This window comes from Thalassobacter sp. HA4-2 (genome assembly GCF_055693705.1).
In genome coordinates this window covers 552,569-572,721 of sequence record NZ_JBVFUK010000001.1, presented here as the reverse complement: position 1 = coordinate 572,721, position 20,153 = coordinate 552,569, and the positions used below count along the sequence as shown (strand labels likewise).

Annotated in this window: 19 protein-coding genes and 1 pseudogene; 10 read left to right on the top strand and 10 right to left on the bottom strand. The window is 59.2% G+C overall.

What is annotated here, in order from left to right:
* Nucleotides 1-48: 48 nt before the first annotated feature.
* From rpsT to mutM, 3 genes are all read right to left on the bottom strand, one after another.
* Complete coding sequence (rpsT, locus tag ACZ1G0_RS02850) at nt 49-315, bottom strand: 30S ribosomal protein S20 (protein ID WP_472735558.1); 267 nt, start codon at nt 313-315, stop codon at nt 49-51.
* Nucleotides 316-460: 145 nt separating this feature from the next.
* Nucleotides 461-1,237, bottom strand: coding sequence for an enoyl-CoA hydratase (locus ACZ1G0_RS02845; RefSeq protein WP_472735557.1), 777 nt, complete (start codon nt 1,235-1,237; stop codon nt 461-463).
* 63 nt (nt 1,238-1,300) lie between these two features.
* A complete protein-coding gene (gene mutM / locus ACZ1G0_RS02840) occupies nt 1,301-2,155 on the bottom strand; it encodes a bifunctional DNA-formamidopyrimidine glycosylase/DNA-(apurinic or apyrimidinic site) lyase (RefSeq protein WP_472735556.1) in 855 nt (284 codons plus the stop codon).
* 64 nt (nt 2,156-2,219) lie between these two features.
* Between mutM and ubiE the strand changes: the two genes are divergently transcribed.
* Both ubiE and ubiB read left to right on the top strand, forming a co-directional pair.
* Nucleotides 2,220-2,972 (top strand): bifunctional demethylmenaquinone methyltransferase/2-methoxy-6-polyprenyl-1,4-benzoquinol methylase UbiE, encoded by a 753-nt coding sequence (gene ubiE / locus ACZ1G0_RS02835; RefSeq protein ID WP_472735555.1) that lies wholly within the window; start codon nt 2,220-2,222, stop codon nt 2,970-2,972.
* 1 nt (nt 2,973) lies between these two features.
* On the top strand, nt 2,974-4,503 hold the full coding sequence (gene ubiB / locus ACZ1G0_RS02830; RefSeq protein ID WP_472735554.1) for a 2-polyprenylphenol 6-hydroxylase: 1,530 nt from the start codon (nt 2,974-2,976) through the stop codon (nt 4,501-4,503).
* Here the strand turns inward: ubiB and ACZ1G0_RS02825 are convergent.
* Both ACZ1G0_RS02825 and fliK read right to left on the bottom strand, forming a co-directional pair.
* Nucleotides 4,500-5,156 carry a flagellar hook capping FlgD N-terminal domain-containing protein gene (locus tag ACZ1G0_RS02825; protein WP_472735553.1) on the bottom strand — a complete coding sequence of 219 codons (657 nt, stop codon included), beginning with the start codon at nt 5,154-5,156 and terminating at the stop codon, nt 4,500-4,502. The genes ubiB and ACZ1G0_RS02825 overlap by 4 nt on opposite strands.
* Nucleotides 5,157-5,169: 13 nt before the next feature.
* A complete protein-coding gene (fliK, locus tag ACZ1G0_RS02820; RefSeq protein WP_472735552.1) occupies nt 5,170-7,419 on the bottom strand; it encodes a flagellar hook-length control protein FliK in 2,250 nt (749 codons plus the stop codon).
* A 73-nt stretch (nt 7,420-7,492) separates the two neighbouring features.
* Between fliK and ACZ1G0_RS02815 the strand changes: the two genes are divergently transcribed.
* The 6 genes from ACZ1G0_RS02815 (at nt 7,493) to ACZ1G0_RS02790 (ending at nt 11,439) form a co-directional block, all read left to right on the top strand.
* Nucleotides 7,493-7,783 carry a rod-binding protein gene (locus ACZ1G0_RS02815; protein WP_472735551.1) on the top strand — a complete coding sequence of 97 codons (291 nt, stop codon included), beginning with the start codon at nt 7,493-7,495 and terminating at the stop codon, nt 7,781-7,783.
* Nucleotides 7,776-8,096, top strand: a complete 321-nt coding sequence (locus ACZ1G0_RS02810; RefSeq protein ID WP_472735550.1) for a hypothetical protein — start codon at nt 7,776-7,778, stop codon at nt 8,094-8,096. The genes ACZ1G0_RS02815 and ACZ1G0_RS02810 overlap by 8 nt, the downstream gene beginning before the upstream one ends.
* A gap of 209 nt (nt 8,097-8,305) precedes the next feature.
* A complete protein-coding gene (locus ACZ1G0_RS02805) occupies nt 8,306-9,790 on the top strand; it encodes a flagellin N-terminal helical domain-containing protein (RefSeq protein ID WP_472735549.1) in 1,485 nt (494 codons plus the stop codon).
* A 73-nt stretch (nt 9,791-9,863) separates the two neighbouring features.
* Nucleotides 9,864-10,238, top strand: coding sequence for a flagellar biosynthesis regulator FlaF (flaF, locus tag ACZ1G0_RS02800; RefSeq protein ID WP_472735548.1), 375 nt, complete (start codon nt 9,864-9,866; stop codon nt 10,236-10,238).
* Complete coding sequence (gene flbT, locus ACZ1G0_RS02795; RefSeq protein ID WP_472735547.1) at nt 10,238-10,642, top strand: flagellar biosynthesis repressor FlbT; 405 nt, start codon at nt 10,238-10,240, stop codon at nt 10,640-10,642. The genes flaF and flbT overlap by 1 nt, the downstream gene beginning before the upstream one ends.
* Nucleotides 10,639-11,439, top strand: coding sequence for a DUF1217 domain-containing protein (locus ACZ1G0_RS02790; protein ID WP_472735546.1), 801 nt, complete (start codon nt 10,639-10,641; stop codon nt 11,437-11,439). The genes flbT and ACZ1G0_RS02790 overlap by 4 nt, the downstream gene beginning before the upstream one ends.
* On the opposite strand, the gene ACZ1G0_RS02785 is transcribed toward ACZ1G0_RS02790, so the two are convergent.
* Nucleotides 11,426-11,902, bottom strand: coding sequence for a tRNA (cytidine(34)-2'-O)-methyltransferase (locus ACZ1G0_RS02785; RefSeq protein WP_472735545.1), 477 nt, complete (start codon nt 11,900-11,902; stop codon nt 11,426-11,428). The genes ACZ1G0_RS02790 and ACZ1G0_RS02785 overlap by 14 nt on opposite strands.
* The gene (gene dacB / locus ACZ1G0_RS02780) at nt 11,895-13,370 is read right to left on the bottom strand and encodes a D-alanyl-D-alanine carboxypeptidase/D-alanyl-D-alanine endopeptidase (protein ID WP_472735543.1); all 1,476 of its coding nucleotides are present in this window, start codon (nt 13,368-13,370) and stop codon (nt 11,895-11,897) included. Before dacB ends, ACZ1G0_RS02785 begins: the two co-directional genes overlap by 8 nt.
* 93 nt (nt 13,371-13,463) lie before the next feature.
* Here dacB and ACZ1G0_RS02775 point away from each other — a divergent pair, with 93 nt between their 5' ends.
* Complete coding sequence (locus tag ACZ1G0_RS02775) at nt 13,464-14,306, top strand: DMT family transporter (protein WP_472735542.1); 843 nt, start codon at nt 13,464-13,466, stop codon at nt 14,304-14,306.
* Between the two features lie 185 nt (nt 14,307-14,491).
* Here the strand turns inward: ACZ1G0_RS02775 and uvrB are convergent, their stop codons facing one another.
* The gene (gene uvrB / locus ACZ1G0_RS02770) at nt 14,492-16,648 is read right to left on the bottom strand and encodes an excinuclease ABC subunit UvrB (RefSeq protein WP_472735541.1); all 2,157 of its coding nucleotides are present in this window, start codon (nt 16,646-16,648) and stop codon (nt 14,492-14,494) included.
* 388 nt (nt 16,649-17,036) lie between these two features.
* Here uvrB and ACZ1G0_RS02765 point away from each other — a divergent pair, with 388 nt between their 5' ends.
* Complete coding sequence (locus tag ACZ1G0_RS02765) at nt 17,037-17,348, top strand: ETC complex I subunit (RefSeq protein ID WP_472735540.1); 312 nt, start codon at nt 17,037-17,039, stop codon at nt 17,346-17,348.
* A 72-nt stretch (nt 17,349-17,420) separates the two neighbouring features.
* On the opposite strand, the gene ACZ1G0_RS02760 is transcribed toward ACZ1G0_RS02765, so the two are convergent.
* Both ACZ1G0_RS02760 and ACZ1G0_RS02755 read right to left on the bottom strand, forming a co-directional pair.
* Nucleotides 17,421-18,023: a nicotinate-nucleotide adenylyltransferase gene (locus ACZ1G0_RS02760; RefSeq protein WP_472735539.1), complete on the bottom strand. Its 603-nt coding sequence runs from the start codon at nt 18,021-18,023 to the stop codon at nt 17,421-17,423.
* Between the two features lie 36 nt (nt 18,024-18,059).
* Nucleotides 18,060-20,041 (bottom strand): annotated as a pseudogene (locus tag ACZ1G0_RS02755) (methylmalonyl-CoA mutase family protein).
* Nucleotides 20,042-20,153: the final 112 nt, after the last annotated feature.

Here is a 20,153-nt window from a genome sequence, read left to right as displayed (position 1 = left end):
TGTGGCCTGTTTGCACCACCCAATTGGGCGAGTCAGACGGGTGCGAAATTACGCACTCAGCGACTTCACCCGCGCGGACAAACGGGACATTTTGCGTGCTACTGTATTCTTGTGCAAAACGCCTTTTGTGACGCCGCGCATCAGTTCGGGCTGGCATTCCTTCAGAGCCGCGGCTGCGGCAGTTTGATCGCCAGAGGCAATCGCCTCTTCGACTTTGCGCAGGTAGGTGCGAATGCGCGAACGACGGGCTTTGTTAACTTCGAAGCGGCGTTCGTTCTGGCGGGCGCGTTTTTTTGCTTGGGGCGAATTGGCCATGGTGTCTGTCCTGTCTAAGGCAAATGTGAATATCTAGCGTGCTCGCACCTGCCCCGGGTTTCATGTACCGGACATCTGGCCAAAGCGGGCCTCACACGCATATCTGACGCGGCGTATACGGCGGAAGGAGGCCGTTGCCAACCCCCTACTTGTCGCGGAACTGCGCCTCGCGCTTTTCGACAAAAGCGGCCATACCCTCGGTCTGATCTTCGGTGGCAAACAGCATTTGGAACAAACGCCGCTCAAACAGCAGGCCTTCGTTCAAGGGCACCTCTTGGGCGCGGTTCACAGCCTCTTTGACCGCCAAGATCGCCATTAAGGACTTGTGGCTGATCTTGTCTGCGGCGGCCATCGCCTCTTCCATCAGTTTCTTGGCCGGCACAACGCGGCTGACCAGCCCCGCACGCTCCGCCTCTTCGGCATCCATAAAGCGTCCCGTCAGGTGCATATCCATGGATTTCGATTTGCCGCAAAAGCGGGTCAAGCGTTGCGTGCCACCTAGACCTGCCACAACGCCAAGGTTGATCTCGGGCTGGCCGAACTTGGCAGTATCCGCCGCAATGATGAAATCGCACATCATCGCCAGTTCGCAGCCCCCGCCCAAAGCGTATCCTGCAACAGCGGCAATGATCGGCTTGCGGGTGCGCAATGCACCTATGACGTGATCGCCAAATAAGTCTTCGGAGTAGACATCCGCGAAGGATTTCTCGCTCATCTCCTTGATGTCAGCCCCGGCAGCAAAGGCTTTGTCGGACCCGGTCAGAACGATGCACTTGATTTTATCGTTGTGATCCGCCGCCTGCAACGCACGGCCCAATTCATCCAGCAGCTGCGCATTCAACGCGTTCAGCGCGTCTGGCCGGTTCAATTTGATAACGGCGACGCGGTCCTCGACCTCCACCACCAATGTCTCGTAGCCCATGGGTCAGGCTCCTTGTCATTCCCTCAGGTGCGGACCTTGGCGCGAGTGTGCCCGGGGTTCAAGTTATCTTTGGCATTGCGGGCAATAGAACGAACTGCGCCCAGACTGCATGATTCGGCTCACTGTCCCGCTACAGCCGTCCCGCACACAGGGCTGCCCTTCGCGATCATAGACCCGGAAGGTGTGCTGGAAATAGCCCAACTCCCCGTCCGCCTGGCGGTAGTCGCGCAGGGATGACCCGCCCGCCTCAATCGCCTCGGACAGCACTGCGCGGATCACGGGCACCATCGCGGCCACGCGCGCAGGCGCAATCCGGCCCGCCTTGCGCTTGGGGCTGATGCCTGTGCGGTGCAGCACCTCGCAGACATAGATATTGCCCAGCCCCGAGACGATCCGCTGATCCAGAAGCGCCGATTTCACCGGCGTGTTGCGCTCGCTAAAGGCGGCGATCAGATGCGCTTCGTCAAACCCGTTGCCCAGCGGTTCGGGCCCCAGCTTTTCCATCAGCCAATGCGCCTCCTCCTCGCCGGTCTTGCACAAATCCATCGCCCCGAACCGGCGGGCATCATTAAACGTGACTGTCCCGCCGTGGTCCATGTGGAACACCACATGGTCATGCTTTTGCGGCGCAGCCTCCTCGTGATGGAACACTCCGGGCGTCGGCGCGCCTGCGATCAGCATCCGACCCGACATGCCTAGATGAATGATCAAAGTCTCGCCGCCATCCATCTCGGCCAGGATGTATTTGGACCGTCGCCCCAGCCGCACGATCCGCTGGCCGGTCAACCGATCCGCCATCCGGTCAGGAAACGGCCAGCGCAAGTCGGGGCGGTTCACATCGGCGCGCGTGATCACGGCCCCTTCCATCACGGGGACCAATCCGCGACGCACTGTCTCTACCTCTGGCAGTTCTGGCATCGGCCCTTCCCCCTGTGTCGGTACGGCCTATAAGAAGGTGTAGATCTCGCAAACGGCAAGGCCCATGGCAAACGATACCGACAAAACAACGCATTTTGGTTTCCGAAACGTGGCGGAGGGGGAAAAGGCCGGGTTGGTCCACGGCGTCTTTTCCAACGTGGCGTCCAAGTATGACGTGATGAACGACGCCATGTCCGTGGGCATCCACCGCGTTTGGAAGGACGCGATGATGGATTGGCTGGGCCCGCGTGGCGACCAGCGGCTGCTGGACGTGGCGGGCGGCACCGGCGACATCGCGTTCCGGTTTCTCAAACGTGCACCCGGATCCACTGCCGTGGTCTGTGACATGACCGAATCCATGCTGGTCGAGGGCCGCAAACGGGCCGAGGCCAGCAGCATGGAAGACCGTCTGGACTGGGTGGTCGGCGATGCCATGGCCCTGCCCTTCGACGACAACAGCTTTGATGTCTACACGATTTCCTTTGGGATCCGGAACGTCACACGCATCCAAGACGCCCTGTCCGAGGCCTACCGCGTCCTACGCCCCGGGGGACGGTTGATGGTGTTGGAATTCAGCCAATTGCCCAACCCCATGATGCAAAAGGCCTACGACTTGTATTCGTTCAATGTGATCCCAAAACTGGGCCAAGTGATCGCTGGCGATTCGGACAGCTATCAGTACCTCGTGGAATCGATCCGAAAATTCCCCGATCAGGACCGCTTTGCCCAGATGATCGTGGACGCGGGCTTCGGTCAGGTAAAATACCGCAATTTGACCTTCGGTGTCGCCGCCCTGCATTCGGGGTGGAAGCTGTAGCGTGCGTGGCCCCCACAACATTTTCAGATTGATCCGCACGGCCGGCACTTTTCGCCGCACCGGTGCCATGGATGTCGTGATGGAGGCAGTGGGGGCCCCCCGCGGGCTGCGGCTGGCGGCGTGGGTCTTGGGCACCCCATTCATGTGGTTGGGGTTCAAGGGAGATCCGACTCAGCCCCCCGTTACCCGCGCGATCACGGCCCTTGGGCCGAGCTACATCAAGTTCGGGCAAATCCTGTCCACGCGACCCGACTTCGTCGGTGTCGATCTGGCGACCCAGTTGCGTGTTCTGCAAGACAAGCTGCCGCCCTTCGGGACGGACACTGCCAAGGCCATGATGGCAAAGGATCTGGACGGTCCCGTCGACGCGATCTTTGCCGAGATCTCTGAACCCGTCGCCGCCGCATCCATTGCACAAGTGCACAAGGCGCGGCTGGCCGATACCGGAGCCGAGGTCGCGGTAAAGGTCCTGCGGCCCGGGATTGAGCGCGCATTTCGCAGGGATATCGACGCCTTCTATTTCGCCGCCGGGATGATTGAGTTTCTGTCCCCCGCCTCGCGCCGCCTGCGGCCCCGGGACGTCATCGCGCATTTCGAAGCGACCGTGGTCAAAGAGCTGGACCTGCGCATCGAAAGCTCTGCCGCAGCCGAATTCGCGGCGACGACCAAGCAGGACAATGGCTTTCGCGTACCCAAGATCGAATGGGGCCTGTCCGGCCGGAACGTGATGACGATGGAATGGGCCGATGGTCTGCCACTGGCCGATGTCGAGGCGATTGACGCCGCAGGTCACAACCGGGCGGAACTGGGCGACCGCGTCTTGCAGATGTTCCTGCGCCACGCCCTGCGTGACGGCTTTTTCCATGCGGACATGCACCAAGGCAACCTGCGCGTCGCCCCCGATGGCGATATCGTCGCGCTGGATTTCGGGATCATGGGGCGGTTGGATGAATACACCCGCCGCGTTTACGCCGAAATCCTGATCGGCTTTATCCGAAAGGACTATCGCCGCGTGGCCGAGGTGCATTTCGAAGCGGGGTATGTGCCCGCTGATCAAGACATCGACGAATTTGCTCAGGCACTCCGGTCCGTGGGCGAGCCAATCTTTGGCATGGATGCGACACGCATCTCCATGGGGCGGTTGTTGAACTTCCTGTTTGAGGTGACGCAAACCTTTGGAATGGAAACGCGGACGGAGCTGATCCTGTTGCAGCGCACAATGGTTGTGGTCGAAGGCGTGGCCCGCACGCTGAACCCCAACATCAATATCTGGGAGGTCGCGCGCCCTGTCGTCGAAAGCTACATTCGAGATAGCATCGGCCCCAAAGCCCTGGCCCGCGATTTGTATAGAACGGCGATTGTCCTGTCCCGGTTCGGCCCCCGCTTGCCGGCCATGGCAGAACGCGCGCTCATTCGTGCGTCCGAACCTGAACCGACTGAACCTGCCACGGCCAACCGTGATAAGGCCCTGTGGTTCGCCATTGGGATCGCCGTCTGCGGGTTCGGGACCGCCATTGCGGCCCTGATCTAGCGCGCGTTGCGCAGGGCGGACACGGCACCGGCGGCCACTTCTACCCCGCCAGGCAGCCGTAACATGACCTGTCCCTGTTCCGTACGCGCCTCTTGCACCATGGCGTATGTTTCAACAGGGACGTCATCAAGGGGACGGTCGCCAGTCCAACTTTGCACAGTCAGACCATAAGTGCCCGGTGGCAGCGCACTGCCATCAGGGGCCCTGCCATTCCAGCTGAGCGTGTCTGCTGTCGGATCAATATCAAGCCGCTGCACCTCTTCGCCCAGATCGTTGACCACGACCAATTGTGCACGATCTGCAAACGCAGACGTGGCCGGATACAAAGTGATCGGCTCTCCGGCGAGTGCGACGGGCCGTGTGCTGCGCACCTCCATCCCAACCCAATTTGCAAGGCTGCCCATATTCTGCAGCGACATCTGTCCGCCCAAGTCCTTGAGCAAATCGTTGGTCAAGATAGACTGTTCCACATTCGAAAATGTGGCCAGTTGCGAAACAAATTCCGTGGACTCTGCTGGGTTGAGTGGGTCTTGATTTCGGATTTGCGTGGTCAGCAATCGCAAAAAAGTGTCAAAATCGGATGCAAGACCGGCGGCGGATTGCTCCGTACTGACACCGGGCACGGATGGCGGTTGAAACGGGTTGATCTCCATAGGAACGCCCTTTCTAAAGTGTCAAATTGAGCCGACCCGAACCAGCCGGGGCAGATGCTGGACTTGGGACGTTATCAGATTGCGGCACATGGGTATCCCCTTCACTTTGATAACCCGAGATTACCTCGTTTTTTCGGTGCTCTTCCCGGCCGCCATGTTCACCTTGACGGAATGACAGATTCAGTTCGCCGTGGCCTGCGGATGCAAAGGCATCTTCCAGTGCTGCGCTGTGGCGACGCATCAGTTCAATGACCTCAGGACGCTCGGCGGAAATGATCAACGTCGGCAGGCCAGCCTCGTTTGTACTGACGACCATGCGGACCGACCCCAATTCAGGGGGATCCAAGGCGATCTCGATGGGCACACGATCACTCGGAACAGACGGCGCCATCTGCTGCGCGATCAGCATCGCAACCGGCGGCGGAGACATTGGGCGCGCTTGAATATCAGAACGCACGGAAAGCCCGTCTCGCAAAATCAGTTCGGTGGCCTCGGGACCGTCGGGAAGCACGTCGGTCGATCCCAGCAAGACTCGAGCCGGTTCAGCAACTGGGTGAGGCGCTTGCCCAACCTCGGCGATCGTGGTGCGAACGTCCCGTGGTGGGGGCGACGTAGCCACCTCGACTGAGGTTTTGTCAGTCGCGATCGGCGATACAGTCCCAACTTTACTTTCAGACGCAGTTGGTTCTGTGTGGTTTGAATGCTTACCTTGAGTAAGACTTTGAGGCTGTTCTTGATGCGGGATGGGCGGCTCTGCGCGGGCAGTCTGTTGCTTTGACATCTCCACTTGGATCAGGTTGGCAGCTTCTGCGCGCGGAGGTTCTGTTTGGGTCGCGGCATCATGATTGCTTATTAGAGCGTTCTGGCGATACTCCCCTACGGACACAGGGGCGGATGTCGTCGTATCCGCACCGGGCCGCACGCCGATTTCACTGGCCAGTTTATTGTTTGCAACAAGGTCTTGGGCCACCACTTGGCTGGATGTGATTGTGCGGCGGATATCGGCCTGCGGCTCTTGGGGTTTGAGGTGGAGGTTATCGTGAGCGGCAAGCCCAAGCTGCATTTGGTCACCACTTGGAGCGACTTTGAAACCTTCCGGCATTTTTGCAGTAGGCAGATTGGTACCACGTACTGCAGGGTTTTCAGCCTTCGGGTCACGAGGCATATTTTGGATTGCAATGGGCGCAATCTCGGCAACGGTTGGATCACTCTTTTTCGGTAGCGCCGGCGACGGAACAGGGCTCTCACGAGCGATCGGTTGCTGCGCAATATACGCCGGAGTTGTTATCGCTCCGGCAGAGGGCTTTTGGTGTTCGTTGGTTGAAAACATGGGTACGATAGGTGATCGGGCGTCGATATCAGACGTCGGTTCGCCAGCAGCTGGCGTGGTTTCAACCATGGCCCAAAGCGGTTTTGGCCGCTCGGTGTAAATGTGTAGGACTTGCGAGAGCGGTTCAGGCGATGCGGCAAGGCCAACGGGATTTACCGGGGCCTTAACGCGCTCCGACATAGCAGGCTGCATGGGCTGATCAGGCACCACGTTTGCCGACACCATAGGCACAGCACGACCATGCTGGACCATTGGCTCTTTCATTCGAGGCACTGGGTCCTGAACAATCGTCCGATCCGTTGGAACACTGCCAGGTACAGGAGATTCAAACCGTTGGGGCGATGTGGACTGTACCAAAGGCGCCTCGGGTAGTGCGTCCGAGGCCTTAGCAATAGGGCCATCTTCAGCCCGAAGCGGCGGATCAGCCATCTGACTTGCCAGTCCTGACAGTGGAGCATCACCCACAATGGTGGTCTTGTCCAAGCGTGGCGCGATCAACGGCGGATTGGGTGCACGATCCAAGCCTTGGGTTTTGGCAACGGCCAAGACAGCACTGTTATCAATCTGCACGTCATGAGTGGGTCGTGGTGCATCCGGGATCACCGTCAGATCCAGTTTGGCCTGGGCGCTTCGACCTACCTCACCAAATACAACATTTGCCGTGTTGTCCGGATCATCCGCCAACGGCATTTCGACCTCAACATCAGAACGCTCCGACAGCATGCCTTCAACAAGCGTCGTCCCTTGTTCCAAAGCGCGGATCTCAGTCACCGCGAGTAACTCTGCCTCGTCCGTAAGCGCATATTCTGCTGAAAAAAGCGCGCCAGCCTGCATGTCCGGGACAGGTTCGCCCGCGACAGACGCGGCATCACGCAAGGCGAACAGAGGTGTGCTGAGTATATTCAAAGAGCCTCTCCAGTGGAATTCTTCCATGACCGTCACCTAACCCAAGGAGAGTTACGAAATTGTTTACCTCGCTGTGACAGTTTCAACGCAATTCGTTCAAATGGAGGATGACATGGAGACAGTTGGAGCCGCGCACCGCGTCACACCCGTTGCATCAAACGAAAGCCGCCTCAGGCAAGTCGCCGAGGATCTGGAGGCAACTTTCCTTGCTGAGATGCTGAAACACGCAGGATTGGGGCAAAGCCGCGACATGTTTGGCGGTGGTGCCGGAGAGGATCAATTTTCGTCCTTTTTGGTCAAAGAACAGGCCCGCACCATTGTAGCGGCCGGTGGGATCGGTTTGGCCGAAAATCTGTTTCAATCTTTGAAGGAAAGGGTTGAAAATGCATGATCATCCTTGCGTTGCCGATCTAAGACACGCTCTGCAGGCCGAAGCACAAGCGCTCAGGTCAGGCGACTTAGGGGCGCTGACCCAGATCTCGGACCGTAAATCAAAGGCCTATGCCGCGTTAATGTCCCAGGCCAACACGGTCCCCCTGTCGAACAGCCAGTTGCAAGCCTTGCAGAACACCGCCCGACAAAACGCACAGTTGCTTTTGTCCGCGCGGCAAGGTGTCGAGGCCGTGATCCGTCTTAAGACACGGTCGAAACATCCCAAGGGATTCAATACATACACTGCAACAGGCGAAAAGCGCCAAGTTTAGCCCTTTAGTTGCCTTAAACTGTACATGTTTTCCTGAAAATGCTGTCAGAGCCTTAGGTCCAAGTTAGGATTTAGGTGGCAGAAAGCCTTCACACGAAATGTGTGCCCGATCTTCCGGGCAATGCCGTCAGAAAGACGCTTAGCGCATCAATAACGGTGCATTTGTAACGCATGACGGAAAACCGTTTTGCTTTGGCATAAGGAAACGAGATGTCCAGTATTCTGACTAACAACAGCGCGATGGTCGCTCTGCAAACTTTGAAATCCGTGAACTCCAACTTGGCGTCGACACAAAACGAAATCTCTACCGGTAAATCTGTGTCTTCGGCAAAGGACAACGCTGCGATCTGGTCTATCTCCAAGGTGATGGAGTCCGACGTGAAAGGGTTTAAAGGTATTTCAGAAAGCTTGTCGCTGGGATCGTCGACAATTTCTGTTGCGCGCAATGCGGCAGAATCGATCACCGACCTGCTGACCGATATCAAAGGCAAGATCGTTGCCGCTCAGGAAGAAAACGTTGATCGCGCAAAAATTCAGACGGATATCGCCGAGCTTGTCGATCAAGTGGGCTCTATCACGAACGCCGCACAGTTCAACGGGTTGAATCTTGTGGACGGCAGCGACGATATGAAGATCCTCGCTTCGCTCGACCGTCAAGAAAACGGCTCAGTCGTAGCGCGCGAGATCTCCGTGGCGCGCCAAGACCTGACACAAACCGACGATCAACTGGGAACAGGCGATGATGTAACTGCGGATCTGACGTCCATCAGCGGTGGTGGTACAAACGTCGGCACAGCCAACAGCGCCACATTCACCCTCGTCTCCCCATCGACGAACGGTAACGAGGAATTTTCGGTCGGCGGTTTCACAATGACGGTTGCGGTTTTGGCCGCCGACACGGCTGAACAAACACGTGACAAGTTCCTGACTGCCCTCACCGATGCACAAGCAAATGGTGATATCTCGACCGATGTTACATTTGCAGCCAGTGGATCGGATGCCATCACTGTTACGAACGCAACCGGTTTTGAGGACGTAGCATTGGGCGATACCGGTGCAAGCGTAACTGCCAGCGCCGCTACGATCGCAACCAAGGCAGAAACGGTTGACCTAACCAATGACACACGAGAATTGGCTGCCGGAGACAGCTTTCAACTGACACTTGGTGACAACGAGTTGACGTATACGGCCCGCGCGAACGATACCTTCCAGGACGTAGCAACCAACTTGCAATCGCAAATCGAAGCGCTTGATGGCGATTTCTCAGTACAACTTTCCGGGACTGAAACCGATCCCACCTTGGCCGTTATGAACAACACCGGTGCTTCGGTCGCGTTCACCATTGAGGCGCGCGAAGGGGGCGAAGTCGCAGGTGGCCTGGCCGGTCTGAAGAACATTAATGTCTCGACAGATCAAGGGGCTGACGATGCCTTGCGCGATATCGAAGGTATGATCCAGACATCTATCGACGCGGCTGCTTCTTTCGGTTCTGATCAAGGCCGTATCGAAACACAAATGGACTTTGTAAGCAAACTGACGGACAATTTGCGCTCCGGCATTGGTGCAATGGTGGATGCTGATATGGAGGAAACATCAGCACGCCTACAGGCCCTGCAAGTCCAGCAGCAGCTTGCAACACAGTCGCTGTCGATCGCCAATCAGGCGCCACAGTCAATCCTGTCCCTGTTCCGCTAAGGCGCTAGACGCTTGGTCAGCCCGTAAAACGCGGGCTGGCACTTCTTTTGTCCTTACTTTCTGGAGCGTTCTAGTGACTGTGCACACTTTAGCCAAAGCAGCTTATGCCAAGACAAACCCGACAACCAACGATCCCCGGCGAATCGAGTATGCGGCCCTCGCCCGCGTAACCAAAATGATGATTGAGGTCGAGAACGGTAGGAACACCTCATTTGTCTATCGTGCGCAGGCCTTGCACGACAATCGCCGCCTATGGATTGAATTGGCCGTTCTGGTCGCAGACGACGACAACCAACTGCCGCCGGATCTGCGCGCGCGGCTTTTCTACCTGTCGGAATTCACCACCCATCACACCCGCGAAGTCTTGGAAAAGCGCGCTGACATGCGGCCCCTGATTGATATCAACAAAGCAATCATGATGGGCCTCAACAACCGGGAGGCAGCATAATGGGGGGTCTCGTCCTTAAACTTGCGCCCAGAGAGCGCGTGTTGATCAATGGCGCGGTCATTGAAAACGGTGATCGCAGGTCACGCATGAACATCGTCACGCCAAACGCCAATATCTTGCGCCTTCGCGATGCCATTCACCCGGATGAAGTCAAAACACCTGTCCGCCGGGTCTGCTACATCGCACAAATGGTGCTGTCCGGCGACGCAGAGGCCGCGACCGCAAAACAGCAACTGATTTCTGGGATTGAACAACTCAGCCAAGTATTCCGCGACGATGACAGCCGGGCCTGCCTTGCATCGGCAACCCACAACGTTGTTGACGACAATTACTATGGCGCACTCAAAGCTTTACGACTGCTGCTGCCACGTGAGGAACGTCTGATGGCTGTTGCAGCGAAATGACTTATCAGCCCGTGCTGCCGATTGGTGGCTATACCGGTTGGAAGTTCCTGCAAAGAACGGAGGCCACGCAACGCGCGGCCTTCGACAACAGCGCTCAAATCAAACGCGATCTAGACTATTTCAAAGACAATATCGGCAAGATTGAAACGCCGGAACAATTGGTCAACGACTTCAGGCTTTTGCGGGTGTCCCTCGCGGCGTTCGGCCTAGAAGAAGACATTGGCAGCAAGTTCTTCATTCGCAAAGTGCTGGAGGAAGGCACATCAAACGACGAGGCTCTTGCCAACCGACTGACCGATACACGGTATCGCTCTATGGCGAAGGCCTTTGGTTTTGGCGACTTTGAAACGCCAAACACGCAATTGCCTACGTTTGCGGCGGATATCGCTGCCAAATTCAAGGAACGCAGTTTTGAAACGGCTGTGGGCAATGTGAACGAAGACATGCGGCTGGCCTTGAATACACAAAGAGAACTGGTTGATATCGCAGGGCAGACAAGCTCCGATGCCACCAAGTGGTTTACGATCATGGGCAACCCGCCCCTGCGTACGGTTTTTGAGGCTGCCCTGAACCTACCTGACACCTTCGCAACATTGCCCATCGATACACAATTGACAGAGTTCCAAGAGAGGTCAGAGCGGTTCTTTGGCAGTTCCGAGATTGCCCAGTTTCAAGATCCCGATAAGGTCGAGTCCTTGATCCAGCGGTTCATGCTGAATCAATCCGTGCAGGCGGGACTTCAGGCGTTCTCACCCGCCGCGACCGCACTTACGCTTTTGCAGTCTATCCGGCGGTAAGTTTTCCGCGCAAAGCCTGATACGCGACCGCCGTGACCGCGTTCGACAGATTGAGGGAGCGAATATGTGGCGAGGTCATGGGCATATGAAAGATCCGATCCCCCGCCCATGCAATGACATCGTTCGGCAAGCCTTTGGTTTCTTGGCCAAAAACAAGCCAAGGCGCGGCGGGATACGTCGGTTCATAAAAGCTGCGTGCGCCGAAATCCTCCAAAAAGAACATATCGGAGGGGCACGGGGCGCGGCGCTCAACAAAATCGGCCCAGCTGTCAAACTCGCTCAGCTTAACGTGTTGCCAGTAGTCCAGCCCCGCCCGCCGCACCGTTTTGTCCGTCAACTCAAAGCCGTAGGGACGGATCAGAATCAGCTCCATGTCCAATGCAACACACGTACGCCCGATGGATCCCGTGTTGCCCGGTATCTCCGGCGCGACCAAGACAACCTTGGCCGTTTTATCAACCATGAACGGCGCCCCAGCGACGCAGCAAATCATTTTGCAATCCACGGGCCCGGCGCGTCCATGCCCGCCCGCCAGAGGGCCGCTCCCGTTCGGATTTCGCAAGCCGACCGCGCATGTTCATGTCACCCGAGAAGATTGCGAAGGCCAGTTCTTGCCCAGTCGTACTGCGCGCGTATCCTGCAAGGCCGCTCACAAAATTCAAAGTGCCGGTCTTCGCCACAATATCCAAGCTGGGCCGTGCAAGTTTCCTACCGTCCACATCGCGCATCGGAATGTCTTTTAGAACAGGATCCAACTGTCGTTTCACTCCATTGGCCGTCAAAATGTCTATGAACGTGCGTGCAGAAACACGACTTTCATCATTCAGGCCCGAATGATCGTGAAACACCAGCCCGCGCGCATTGCACCGGCGGGCCAACCAATCTGCCATCGCGCCGCCACTGCCGCGCAAACTGCCACCCCGGCTGCCACGGGTAAGGCTTGCCGTCAGCCCCAAGCATTCCGCCGTCAGGTTCGTCGAAAACCGCAACATATCACGTGTGATTTGCGTCAAAGGCGCACTGTTCACTTGGGCCAACACCTGCCCGGCGGGCGCACGGCCAACGAGTTTCGCTGCAGGCACAAGGATGCCATGACTGCGCAGAAGGGTCCGCATCACATCGCCGGCGTACAAACCAGGCTGGCGCACGGGCAACCATCGGCTGCCGCTATTGCCGAGAGCGGACCGCGCGACGGTCCATTCATCCACATCCCCCCGCGCGCGATATGTATAGACCGGCACATCGCGCCCAGAAATCTTCATGCGTGCCATAGACACCTCGGGTCGGACCCGGTCAGAACGCGCGTCCATCGTCACGGCATAACCCCCACCGGCTCGCTTCCATTCAAAATGCACGCGGTTGAAATTCAAGTTCATGCCCGAGACGGCTGGGTTGTACCCCACATGCTCCGGCTGATCGCTGTCGATCTGACGCAAAGCAGGCAGGGCGCGATCCCAAACCAGAAAACGGCCCGTAACCTCGCGCAGGCCCGCATTTTTGGCCGCCGCCGCCAAGGCCAGCGCGGCGTTTGTATCGAACGTTGGGTCGCCGCCGCCCACAAGCACGAGATCGCCGTTCAATCGCCCGCCCTGCAAGGGTGCGGTCGCCATCAAACGGGTCGCAAACCGACGATCCCCGCCCAAGGTTTCCAATGCGTAAAGCGCCGTCGCAGCCTTGGCCACACTCGCAGGCGGCAACTTGACCAAAGGGGATAGGGATTCCAGCACCCGACCAGTGCTTGCATCGGCCACCACATAGCTGGTTTTCCCGCCCAAACGCGCCTGCGCGATCAGACCCTCGGCCCCCGGTGCCGACTGCCGTGCCACTTGGGCCGGGCGCAAAACCGGTCGGTCCGAGGACAGCGGCGCACCCGCAACCGCCGGGGCCGCCAAGCTTGCCAAGCCCAATTGCAAAAACACACGCCGATCCATCAAACCCTCCATCCGTGGAATCAATGAAACCAGACCGGCCAAGGGCATACAAGCGCCCTTCGCTCTGCGCGACAAAGGTGCTAGGCGCGGACCATGGAACGCCTTCCCCTTTCCTCGGTCTTGCTGATGATGCTGGCCATGAGCCTGATCCCCGCAGGGGACACGGCGGGAAAACTGTTGACTGGGTCCTACGGCGCGGCGCCGGTCTACGTGGCTTGGTCACGGTTTGCCTTGGGCGCGGTTCTGGTGATGGCGCTGCTGCGCACGGCCCCGCGTTTGGCGATCTACCGAGATTGGCGCATCTGGCTGCGCGGCAGTTTGATCACCGCAGGCATCTTATGCATTCTGACCGCCCTGCGCACAGAGCCGATTGCAAACGTGTTCGGCGCGTTTTTTGTAGGCCCTGTCATCAGCTATATCCTGGCGGTCTGGCTGTTGGGGGAGCGTTTCGATTGGGCGCGCGCGGCCCTTGTGGGCTTGGGGTTCGTAGGCGTCCTGCTGGTCGTGCAACCGGGCTGGAACATGTCACCGGGTCTTTTGTTTGCGGTGCTGGCCGGGGTGTTTTATGGGGCGTTTCTGACCGCATCGCGCTGGCTTTCGGGGGTCGGAACACCACGGCAATTGTTGCTAAGCCAACTGATCGTGGGCACGATTTTGCTGGCCCCCCTGGGCATACCCGCGATCCCACTGATGACAGCGCAGGTTGCGGGATTAACGCTGGCGTCGGCGGCATGTTCGGGGCTTGGCAACCTTCTGTTGATCGTCGCCTACAGCCGCGCGAACGCCACGGTTCTGGCCCCGCTGGTCTATACGCAACTGGTCGCGGCCACGGTGTTGGGAGCGGCGGTGTTCGGCACGCTGCCCGACACGCTGGCCTTTGCAGGCCTTGGACTTCTCATTGCATCCGGTTTGGCGACGTTTTTGCTGCGCCGTTAGGCGCGCTTTAAGGATTTACGGCAAGAGTGGTGATAGAAGGGAGAAACCCATGTCACCACAAATTGCCTTCCAAACCTTGCACCAAGTCACTGCGCGCCTGATCCGTCAGGCAGAGGCGACGCCTCGCAGACCCGATCACCCGCCCGCCACCGCCGAGGCGCTGACTCAGTTTGATTTGCCACAGCCTACCGTTTGCGACGCTTCACCCCGCCGCGCTGACCGGGGCGACCTGCCGTAGACCGACCCTCTGCCTTGCGCGCGTCATCCACGGCCTGTTCCACCGCTGATTGCCGTGCCAGCGGGTCGTCTGCCACCGCAAGCTCCACCGCCTCCAGGCGTTTGACCTCGTCGCGCAGACGTGCAGCTTCTTCGAATTCGAGGTTCTCGGCCGCTTTGCGCATCTCGATCCGCAGGCCATCAAGGTGAGCTTGCAGGTTTGCGCCCACCAATGGCTTGTCCACCTTGGCCGTGACCCGGTTCATATCCACGTCGCCCTTGTAAAGCCCGGCAAGGATATCCTCGACGTTCTTCTTGACCGTCGCGGGCGTGATCCCGTGTTCCTCGTTGTAAGCCAACTGCTTGGCACGGCGGCGTTCGGTTTCGCGCATGGCGCGCTCCATGGACCCGGTAACGCGGTCGGCGTACATGATCACGCGCCCTTCGGAGTTCCGCGCGGCCCGGCCAATGGTCTGCACCAGCGAGGTCTCGGACCGCAAGAACCCCTCTTTGTCAGCATCTAAGATAGCGACCAAGCCGCATTCGGGGATATCCAAACCCTCGCGCAGCAGGTTGATCCCGATCAGCACATCAAAGGCGCCCAACCGCAGGTCCCGCAGGATTTCGATCCGCTCGATCGTGTCGATGTCAGAGTGCATGTAGCGGACCTTGATCCCCTGTTCGTGCATGTACTCGGTCAAATCCTCGGCCATGCGTTTGGTCAGGGTCGTGCACAGGGTCCGGTATCCGGCGGCGGTGACGCGGTGCACCTCGTCCAGCAGATCGTCAACTTGCGTCTCGACCGGCCGGATCTCGATCTCGGGGTCAATCAGACCCGTGGGCCGGATCACCTGTTCCACGAACACACCGCCCGATTGCTCGATCTCCCACGCGGCGGGGGTGGCAGACACAAAGACGGACTGCGGGCGCATGGCGTCCCATTCTTCGAACTTCAGGGGGCGATTGTCCATGCAGGACGGCAGGCGGAACCCGTGTTCGGCCAGCGTCATCTTGCGCCTGAAGTCACCCTTGTACATGCCCCCGATCTGCGGGACCGAAACGTGGGATTCATCAGCAAAAACAATGGCATTGTCGGGGATATATTCGAACAATGTCGGGGGTGGTTCACCGGGGGCGCGCCCCGTCAGATAGCGGGAATAGTTTTCGATGCCGTTGCAAACCCCCGTGGCCTCCAGCATTTCCAGGTCAAAATTTGTGCGCTGTTCCAAGCGCTGCGCCTCCAGCAACTTGCCCTCGCCAACCAGTTGATCCAACCGCAGCTTCAGCTCTGCCTTGATGCCCTTGATCGCCTGCTGCATCGTCGGGCGCGGCGTCACGTAGTGAGAGTTCGCATAGATCCGGACCTTTTCCATGCTGGCGGATTTGGCCCCGGTCAGGGGATCAAACTCGGTGATTCCCTCCAACTCTTCGCCAAAGAACGACAGCTTCCATGCCCGGTCCTCAAGGTGGGCGGGCCAGATTTCCAGACTGTCCCCGCGCACCCGGAACGTGCCCCGCCCAAAGGCGGCATCGTTGCGTTTGTACTGCTGGGCGATCAGATCCGCGATCACCTTGCGCTGGTCATACTCCTCACCCGCGATCAGGTCCTGGGTCATCGCCCCGTAGGTTTCCACGGACCCGATGCCATAGATGCACGACACCGACGCCACGATGATCACATCGTCCCGTTCCAACAAGGCCCGCGTGGCCGAGTGGCGCATACGATCGATCTGTTCGTTGATCTGACTTTCTTTTTCGATGTAGGTGTCGGACCGCGCGACATAGGCCTCTGGCTGGTAGTAATCGTAGTAGCTGACGAAGTATTCGACGGCGTTGTCGGGGAAGAAGCCTTTGAATTCGCCGTATAATTGCGCCGCGAGGGTCTTGTTCGGGGCCAAGATGATCGCGGGGCGCTGCGTCTCTTCGATGACTTTGGCCATGGTGAACGTCTTGCCCGTGCCGGTCGCGCCCAGCAGAACCTGATCGCGTTCGCCTGCAAGGACCTGTTCCGACAGCTCTTTGATGGCGGTGGGCTGGTCGCCCGCCGGTTCAAAGTCGGTCTGCATGACGAACCGGCGTCCACCTTCCAGTTTGTTCCGGACCATATGATTCGCTGTATCTGGCATGAACATGCCCCCAATGTTTCGTGCATCCTATAGGATGGGGTGCGCCATTGGCAGTTCCAGACTGGGGTGCGCGGCGTGAATGTCGCACGACTGACGCATATCTCACGTTGTTCTTTCTATACCTATTCAACAAAAGTGTACAAAATGCGCTAAACTCGCCTTAAACGTGTAAATTAGACTAGACCCCTTGCCAGTTTACACATACGCTCTAAGGGCAAGCAGCAGATATGCTGTCAGTCGGGTCCGTACACCCACCCACCCCTCGCTCCCTCGGGCTCGACTGACGGCACGCTACCTTCCGGACATGATTAAATTTGCGACGTCGCGCCCTCTTGCGCGGGACGGTTCAGTGATCAATATAACACCCACAGACCAATCGGAGATCACCATGCGCGCACGCATTTACTGCCCCGCCAAGACCGCGATGCAATCGGGCACAGCAAAAACAAAGGCTTGGGTGCTTGAATTCGCGCAAACCTCTGCGCGTGAAGTGGACCCGTTGATGGGTTGGACCTCGTCGTCGGACACGCAAACCCAGGTCAAGCTGCGTTTTGACACTCAGCAAGCGGCCGAGTCTTACGCGAAATCCAAGGGCATCGACTATGTCGTGCAAAAGCCCAAGGTGCGCCGCCCCAACGTCCGCGCCGGTGGCTATGGCGAAAATTTCGCGACCAACCGCCGGGCCGTCTGGACCCATTAACTCCGATCTCACGACTCGTGCACGTTTGCGCACGCGTCGCCCAAAACCCGTGCATGATCCCGCACAGGTCGCCTAGGGCGCCCAATCTCCGCGTGCCCGGATCGCGCTGGAGGATACATTACGTAAAGGAATGTTAACGAACGCCCAGGCCGGAGCCGTATGACGCCCCAGACCAAAAGCTGCGCGCTTGCGCAGGCGGTAGGGGGCGAGCAGCTGTGCTGCGCGGGACGTGCGTGCGGGGATACGATCGCCGGGGCGCGCCAGGACACCCACCGGCACAGTGCGCAAGATCGTCTGCCAATTGTCCCAACGGTGAAACTGCGTCAGGTTATCGGCCCCCATAATCCAGACAAACCGGACCCGAGGGTACAGGCGTTGGAGTTTTGTTAAGGTCTGCGCCGTATACCGGGTGCCAATCTGCGCCTCGATATCGGTGACAGTGACGCGGGGGTGGTGCATCACCCCGCGCGCCTGTTCCATGCGGTCGGCCAAGGGCGCGGGGCCATGCAATTTAAGGGGGTTCCCGGGACTGACCAGCCACCACACACGATCCAACCCAAACCGCTTCATCGCCTCGCGTGTGATGTGCACGTGGCCAGCGTGGGCCGGGTCAAAGGACCCGCCCAGCAATCCGACCACCTGGCCGGGGGCCGCGTATGGCAAGCGGTAGCGCATGCCCTCGCGTGCCACGGCAACCGGGCGCGCGCAAGCCTACTGGGCCGCGACGGTTTCCGGCGTAGCCAGTGTCACGATATCGGACATGATCCGGTTCAACTCGAAATCCTTGGGGGTATAGACCTTGGCCACACCCATGGCGCGCAACCGATCCGCATCTTCGTCGGGGATGATCCCGCCGACAACGACCGGCGTGTCGCCCAGACCGGCGGCGCGCATGCGGTGCATGACGTCCTCGATCAGGGGAATGTGGCTGCCCGACAGGATCGACAGGCCGACCACATGGGCGCCCTCGTCGGCGGCGGCGGCCACGATCTGTTCCGGGGTCAGGCGGATGCCCTCGTATGCGATGTCCATGCCGCAATCGCGGGCGCGGAAGGCGATCTGTTCGGCACCGTTGGAATGGCCGTCCAGACCGGGCTTGCCCATCAGGAATTTCAGGCGGCGGCCCAATTGGTCGGACACGGCATCCACGGCGGCGCGCAGATCGTCCAAGCCTTCGGTCTTGTTGGACACCGATTGCGACACGCCCGTGGGGCCGCGGTATTCGCCGTGGACCTTGCGCATGACGCCCGCCCATTCGCCCGTGGTGACACCGGCCTTGGCCGCCGCGATGGAGGCGGGCATGACGTTGGTGCCGTTTTGGGCGGCGGCTTGCAGATCAGCCAGGGCCTTTTGCACCGCGTCCGCATCCCGCGCGTCGCGCCAGTCGTTCAGGCGGTCGATCTGGTCCTGTTCCACGGCCGGGTCCACGACCATGATGCCGCCATCTTCGTCCATAAGGGGGAGGGTTCGCCCTTTTCGTACTTGTTGACGCCGACGACTGTGGTATCCCCCCGCTCGATCCCGTTCAGGCGGTCGGCGTTGGATTCCACAAGGCGGGATTTCATGTATTCGATGCTGGCCACCGCGCCGCCCATGGCATCGAGATTGGCCAGTTCCGCGCGCGCGCCCGCCTTCAACTCTTCGACCTTGGCATCCACGGCGGGGTTGCCGTCAAACAGGTCGGGGTATTCCAACAGGTCCGTCTCAAGCGCCAAGATCTGCTGCATCCGCAGGGACCACTGCTGGTCCCAAGGGCGCGGCAGGCCAAGCGCCTCGTTCCACGCGGGCAGCTGCACCGCCCGCGCCCGGGCCTTTTTCGACAGGGTCACGGCCAGCATTTCGATCAGGATGCGGTACACATTGTTTTCGGGCTGCTGTTCCGTCAACCCAAGGGAGTTCACCTGCACCCCATACCGGAACCGCCGCATCTTGGGATCCTCGACGCCGTACCGGTCCCGGCAGATCTCGTCCCACAGGTCCACGAAGGCGCGCATCTTGCACATCTCGGTCACAAAGCGGATGCCCGCGTTCACAAAGAACGAAATCCGGCCCACCAGCGTCGGGAAATCCTCGGCCGGGACACGGGGGCGCAACTCGTCCAGTACGGCGGTGGCGGTGGCCAGGGCAAAGGCCAGTTCCTGTTCCGGCGTCGCACCCGCCTCTTGCAGGTGGTAGGAACACACGTTCATCGGGTTCCATTTCGGGATGTTGGTGTAGCAGTATTCGGCCACATCCGCGATCATTTTCAGGCTGGGTTGCGGGGGCAGGACATAGGTGCCGCGCGACAGGTATTCCTTGATCAGATCGTTCTGCACCGTGCCTTGCAGGGTCGCGGCGTCGGCCCCCTGTTCCTCGGCCACGGCGACATAGAGCGCCAACAACCAAGGCGCGGTCGCGTTGATCGTCATGGAGGTGTTCATCTGATCCAGCGGGATGTCCTTGAACAGGGTGCGCATATCGCCCAGGTGGCTGACGGGCACGCCGACCTTGCCGACCTCGCCGCGGGCCAGAATGTGGTCGCTGTCATAGCCTGTCTGGGTGGGCAGGTCGAAGGCCACGGACAGGCCCGTCTGCCCCTTGGCCAGATTGCCCCGGTACAGCGCGTTGGAGGCCGTGGCCGTCGAGTGGCCGGCATAGGTGCGGAAAAGCCAGGGGCGATCTTTCTGCGTGGGCTGGGTCGATGCCTGAGTCATGGGGGCCTCCGATTCACAATGCGCAATTTCGTTTCGTTATGTGCTGCATATGCGACAGATTATATCACTGTCAATCGCCGCAGTGCGGCATGGGCCGATTTACCGCGCGCCA

Excerpts from the sequence above, each read along its gene's own strand:
- rpsT (WP_472735558.1), bottom strand. The coding sequence starts at position 315 with ATGGCCAATTCGCCCCAAGCAAAAAAACGCGCCCGCCAGAACGAACGC.
- ACZ1G0_RS02845 (WP_472735557.1), bottom strand. The coding sequence starts at position 1,237 with ATGGGCTACGAGACATTGGTGGTGGAGGTCGAGGACCGCGTCGCCGTT.
- mutM (WP_472735556.1), bottom strand. The coding sequence starts at position 2,155 with ATGCCAGAACTGCCAGAGGTAGAGACAGTGCGTCGCGGATTGGTCCCC.
- ubiE (WP_472735555.1), top strand. The coding sequence starts at position 2,220 with ATGGCAAACGATACCGACAAAACAACGCATTTTGGTTTCCGAAACGTG.
- ACZ1G0_RS02825 (WP_472735553.1), bottom strand. The coding sequence starts at position 5,156 with ATGGAGATCAACCCGTTTCAACCGCCATCCGTGCCCGGTGTCAGTACG.
- fliK (WP_472735552.1), bottom strand. The coding sequence starts at position 7,419 with ATGGAAGAATTCCACTGGAGAGGCTCTTTGAATATACTCAGCACACCT.
- ACZ1G0_RS02815 (WP_472735551.1), top strand. The coding sequence starts at position 7,493 with ATGGAGGATGACATGGAGACAGTTGGAGCCGCGCACCGCGTCACACCC.
- ACZ1G0_RS02810 (WP_472735550.1), top strand. The coding sequence starts at position 7,776 with ATGCATGATCATCCTTGCGTTGCCGATCTAAGACACGCTCTGCAGGCC.
- ACZ1G0_RS02805 (WP_472735549.1), top strand. The coding sequence starts at position 8,306 with ATGTCCAGTATTCTGACTAACAACAGCGCGATGGTCGCTCTGCAAACT.
- flbT (WP_472735547.1), top strand. The coding sequence starts at position 10,238 with ATGGGGGGTCTCGTCCTTAAACTTGCGCCCAGAGAGCGCGTGTTGATC.
- ACZ1G0_RS02790 (WP_472735546.1), top strand. The coding sequence starts at position 10,639 with ATGACTTATCAGCCCGTGCTGCCGATTGGTGGCTATACCGGTTGGAAG.
- ACZ1G0_RS02785 (WP_472735545.1), bottom strand. The coding sequence starts at position 11,902 with ATGGTTGATAAAACGGCCAAGGTTGTCTTGGTCGCGCCGGAGATACCG.
- dacB (WP_472735543.1), bottom strand. The coding sequence starts at position 13,370 with ATGGATCGGCGTGTGTTTTTGCAATTGGGCTTGGCAAGCTTGGCGGCC.
- ACZ1G0_RS02775 (WP_472735542.1), top strand. The coding sequence starts at position 13,464 with ATGGAACGCCTTCCCCTTTCCTCGGTCTTGCTGATGATGCTGGCCATG.
- uvrB (WP_472735541.1), bottom strand. The coding sequence starts at position 16,648 with ATGCCAGATACAGCGAATCATATGGTCCGGAACAAACTGGAAGGTGGA.
- ACZ1G0_RS02765 (WP_472735540.1), top strand. The coding sequence starts at position 17,037 with ATGCGCGCACGCATTTACTGCCCCGCCAAGACCGCGATGCAATCGGGC.
- ACZ1G0_RS02760 (WP_472735539.1), bottom strand. The coding sequence starts at position 18,023 with ATGCGCTACCGCTTGCCATACGCGGCCCCCGGCCAGGTGGTCGGATTG.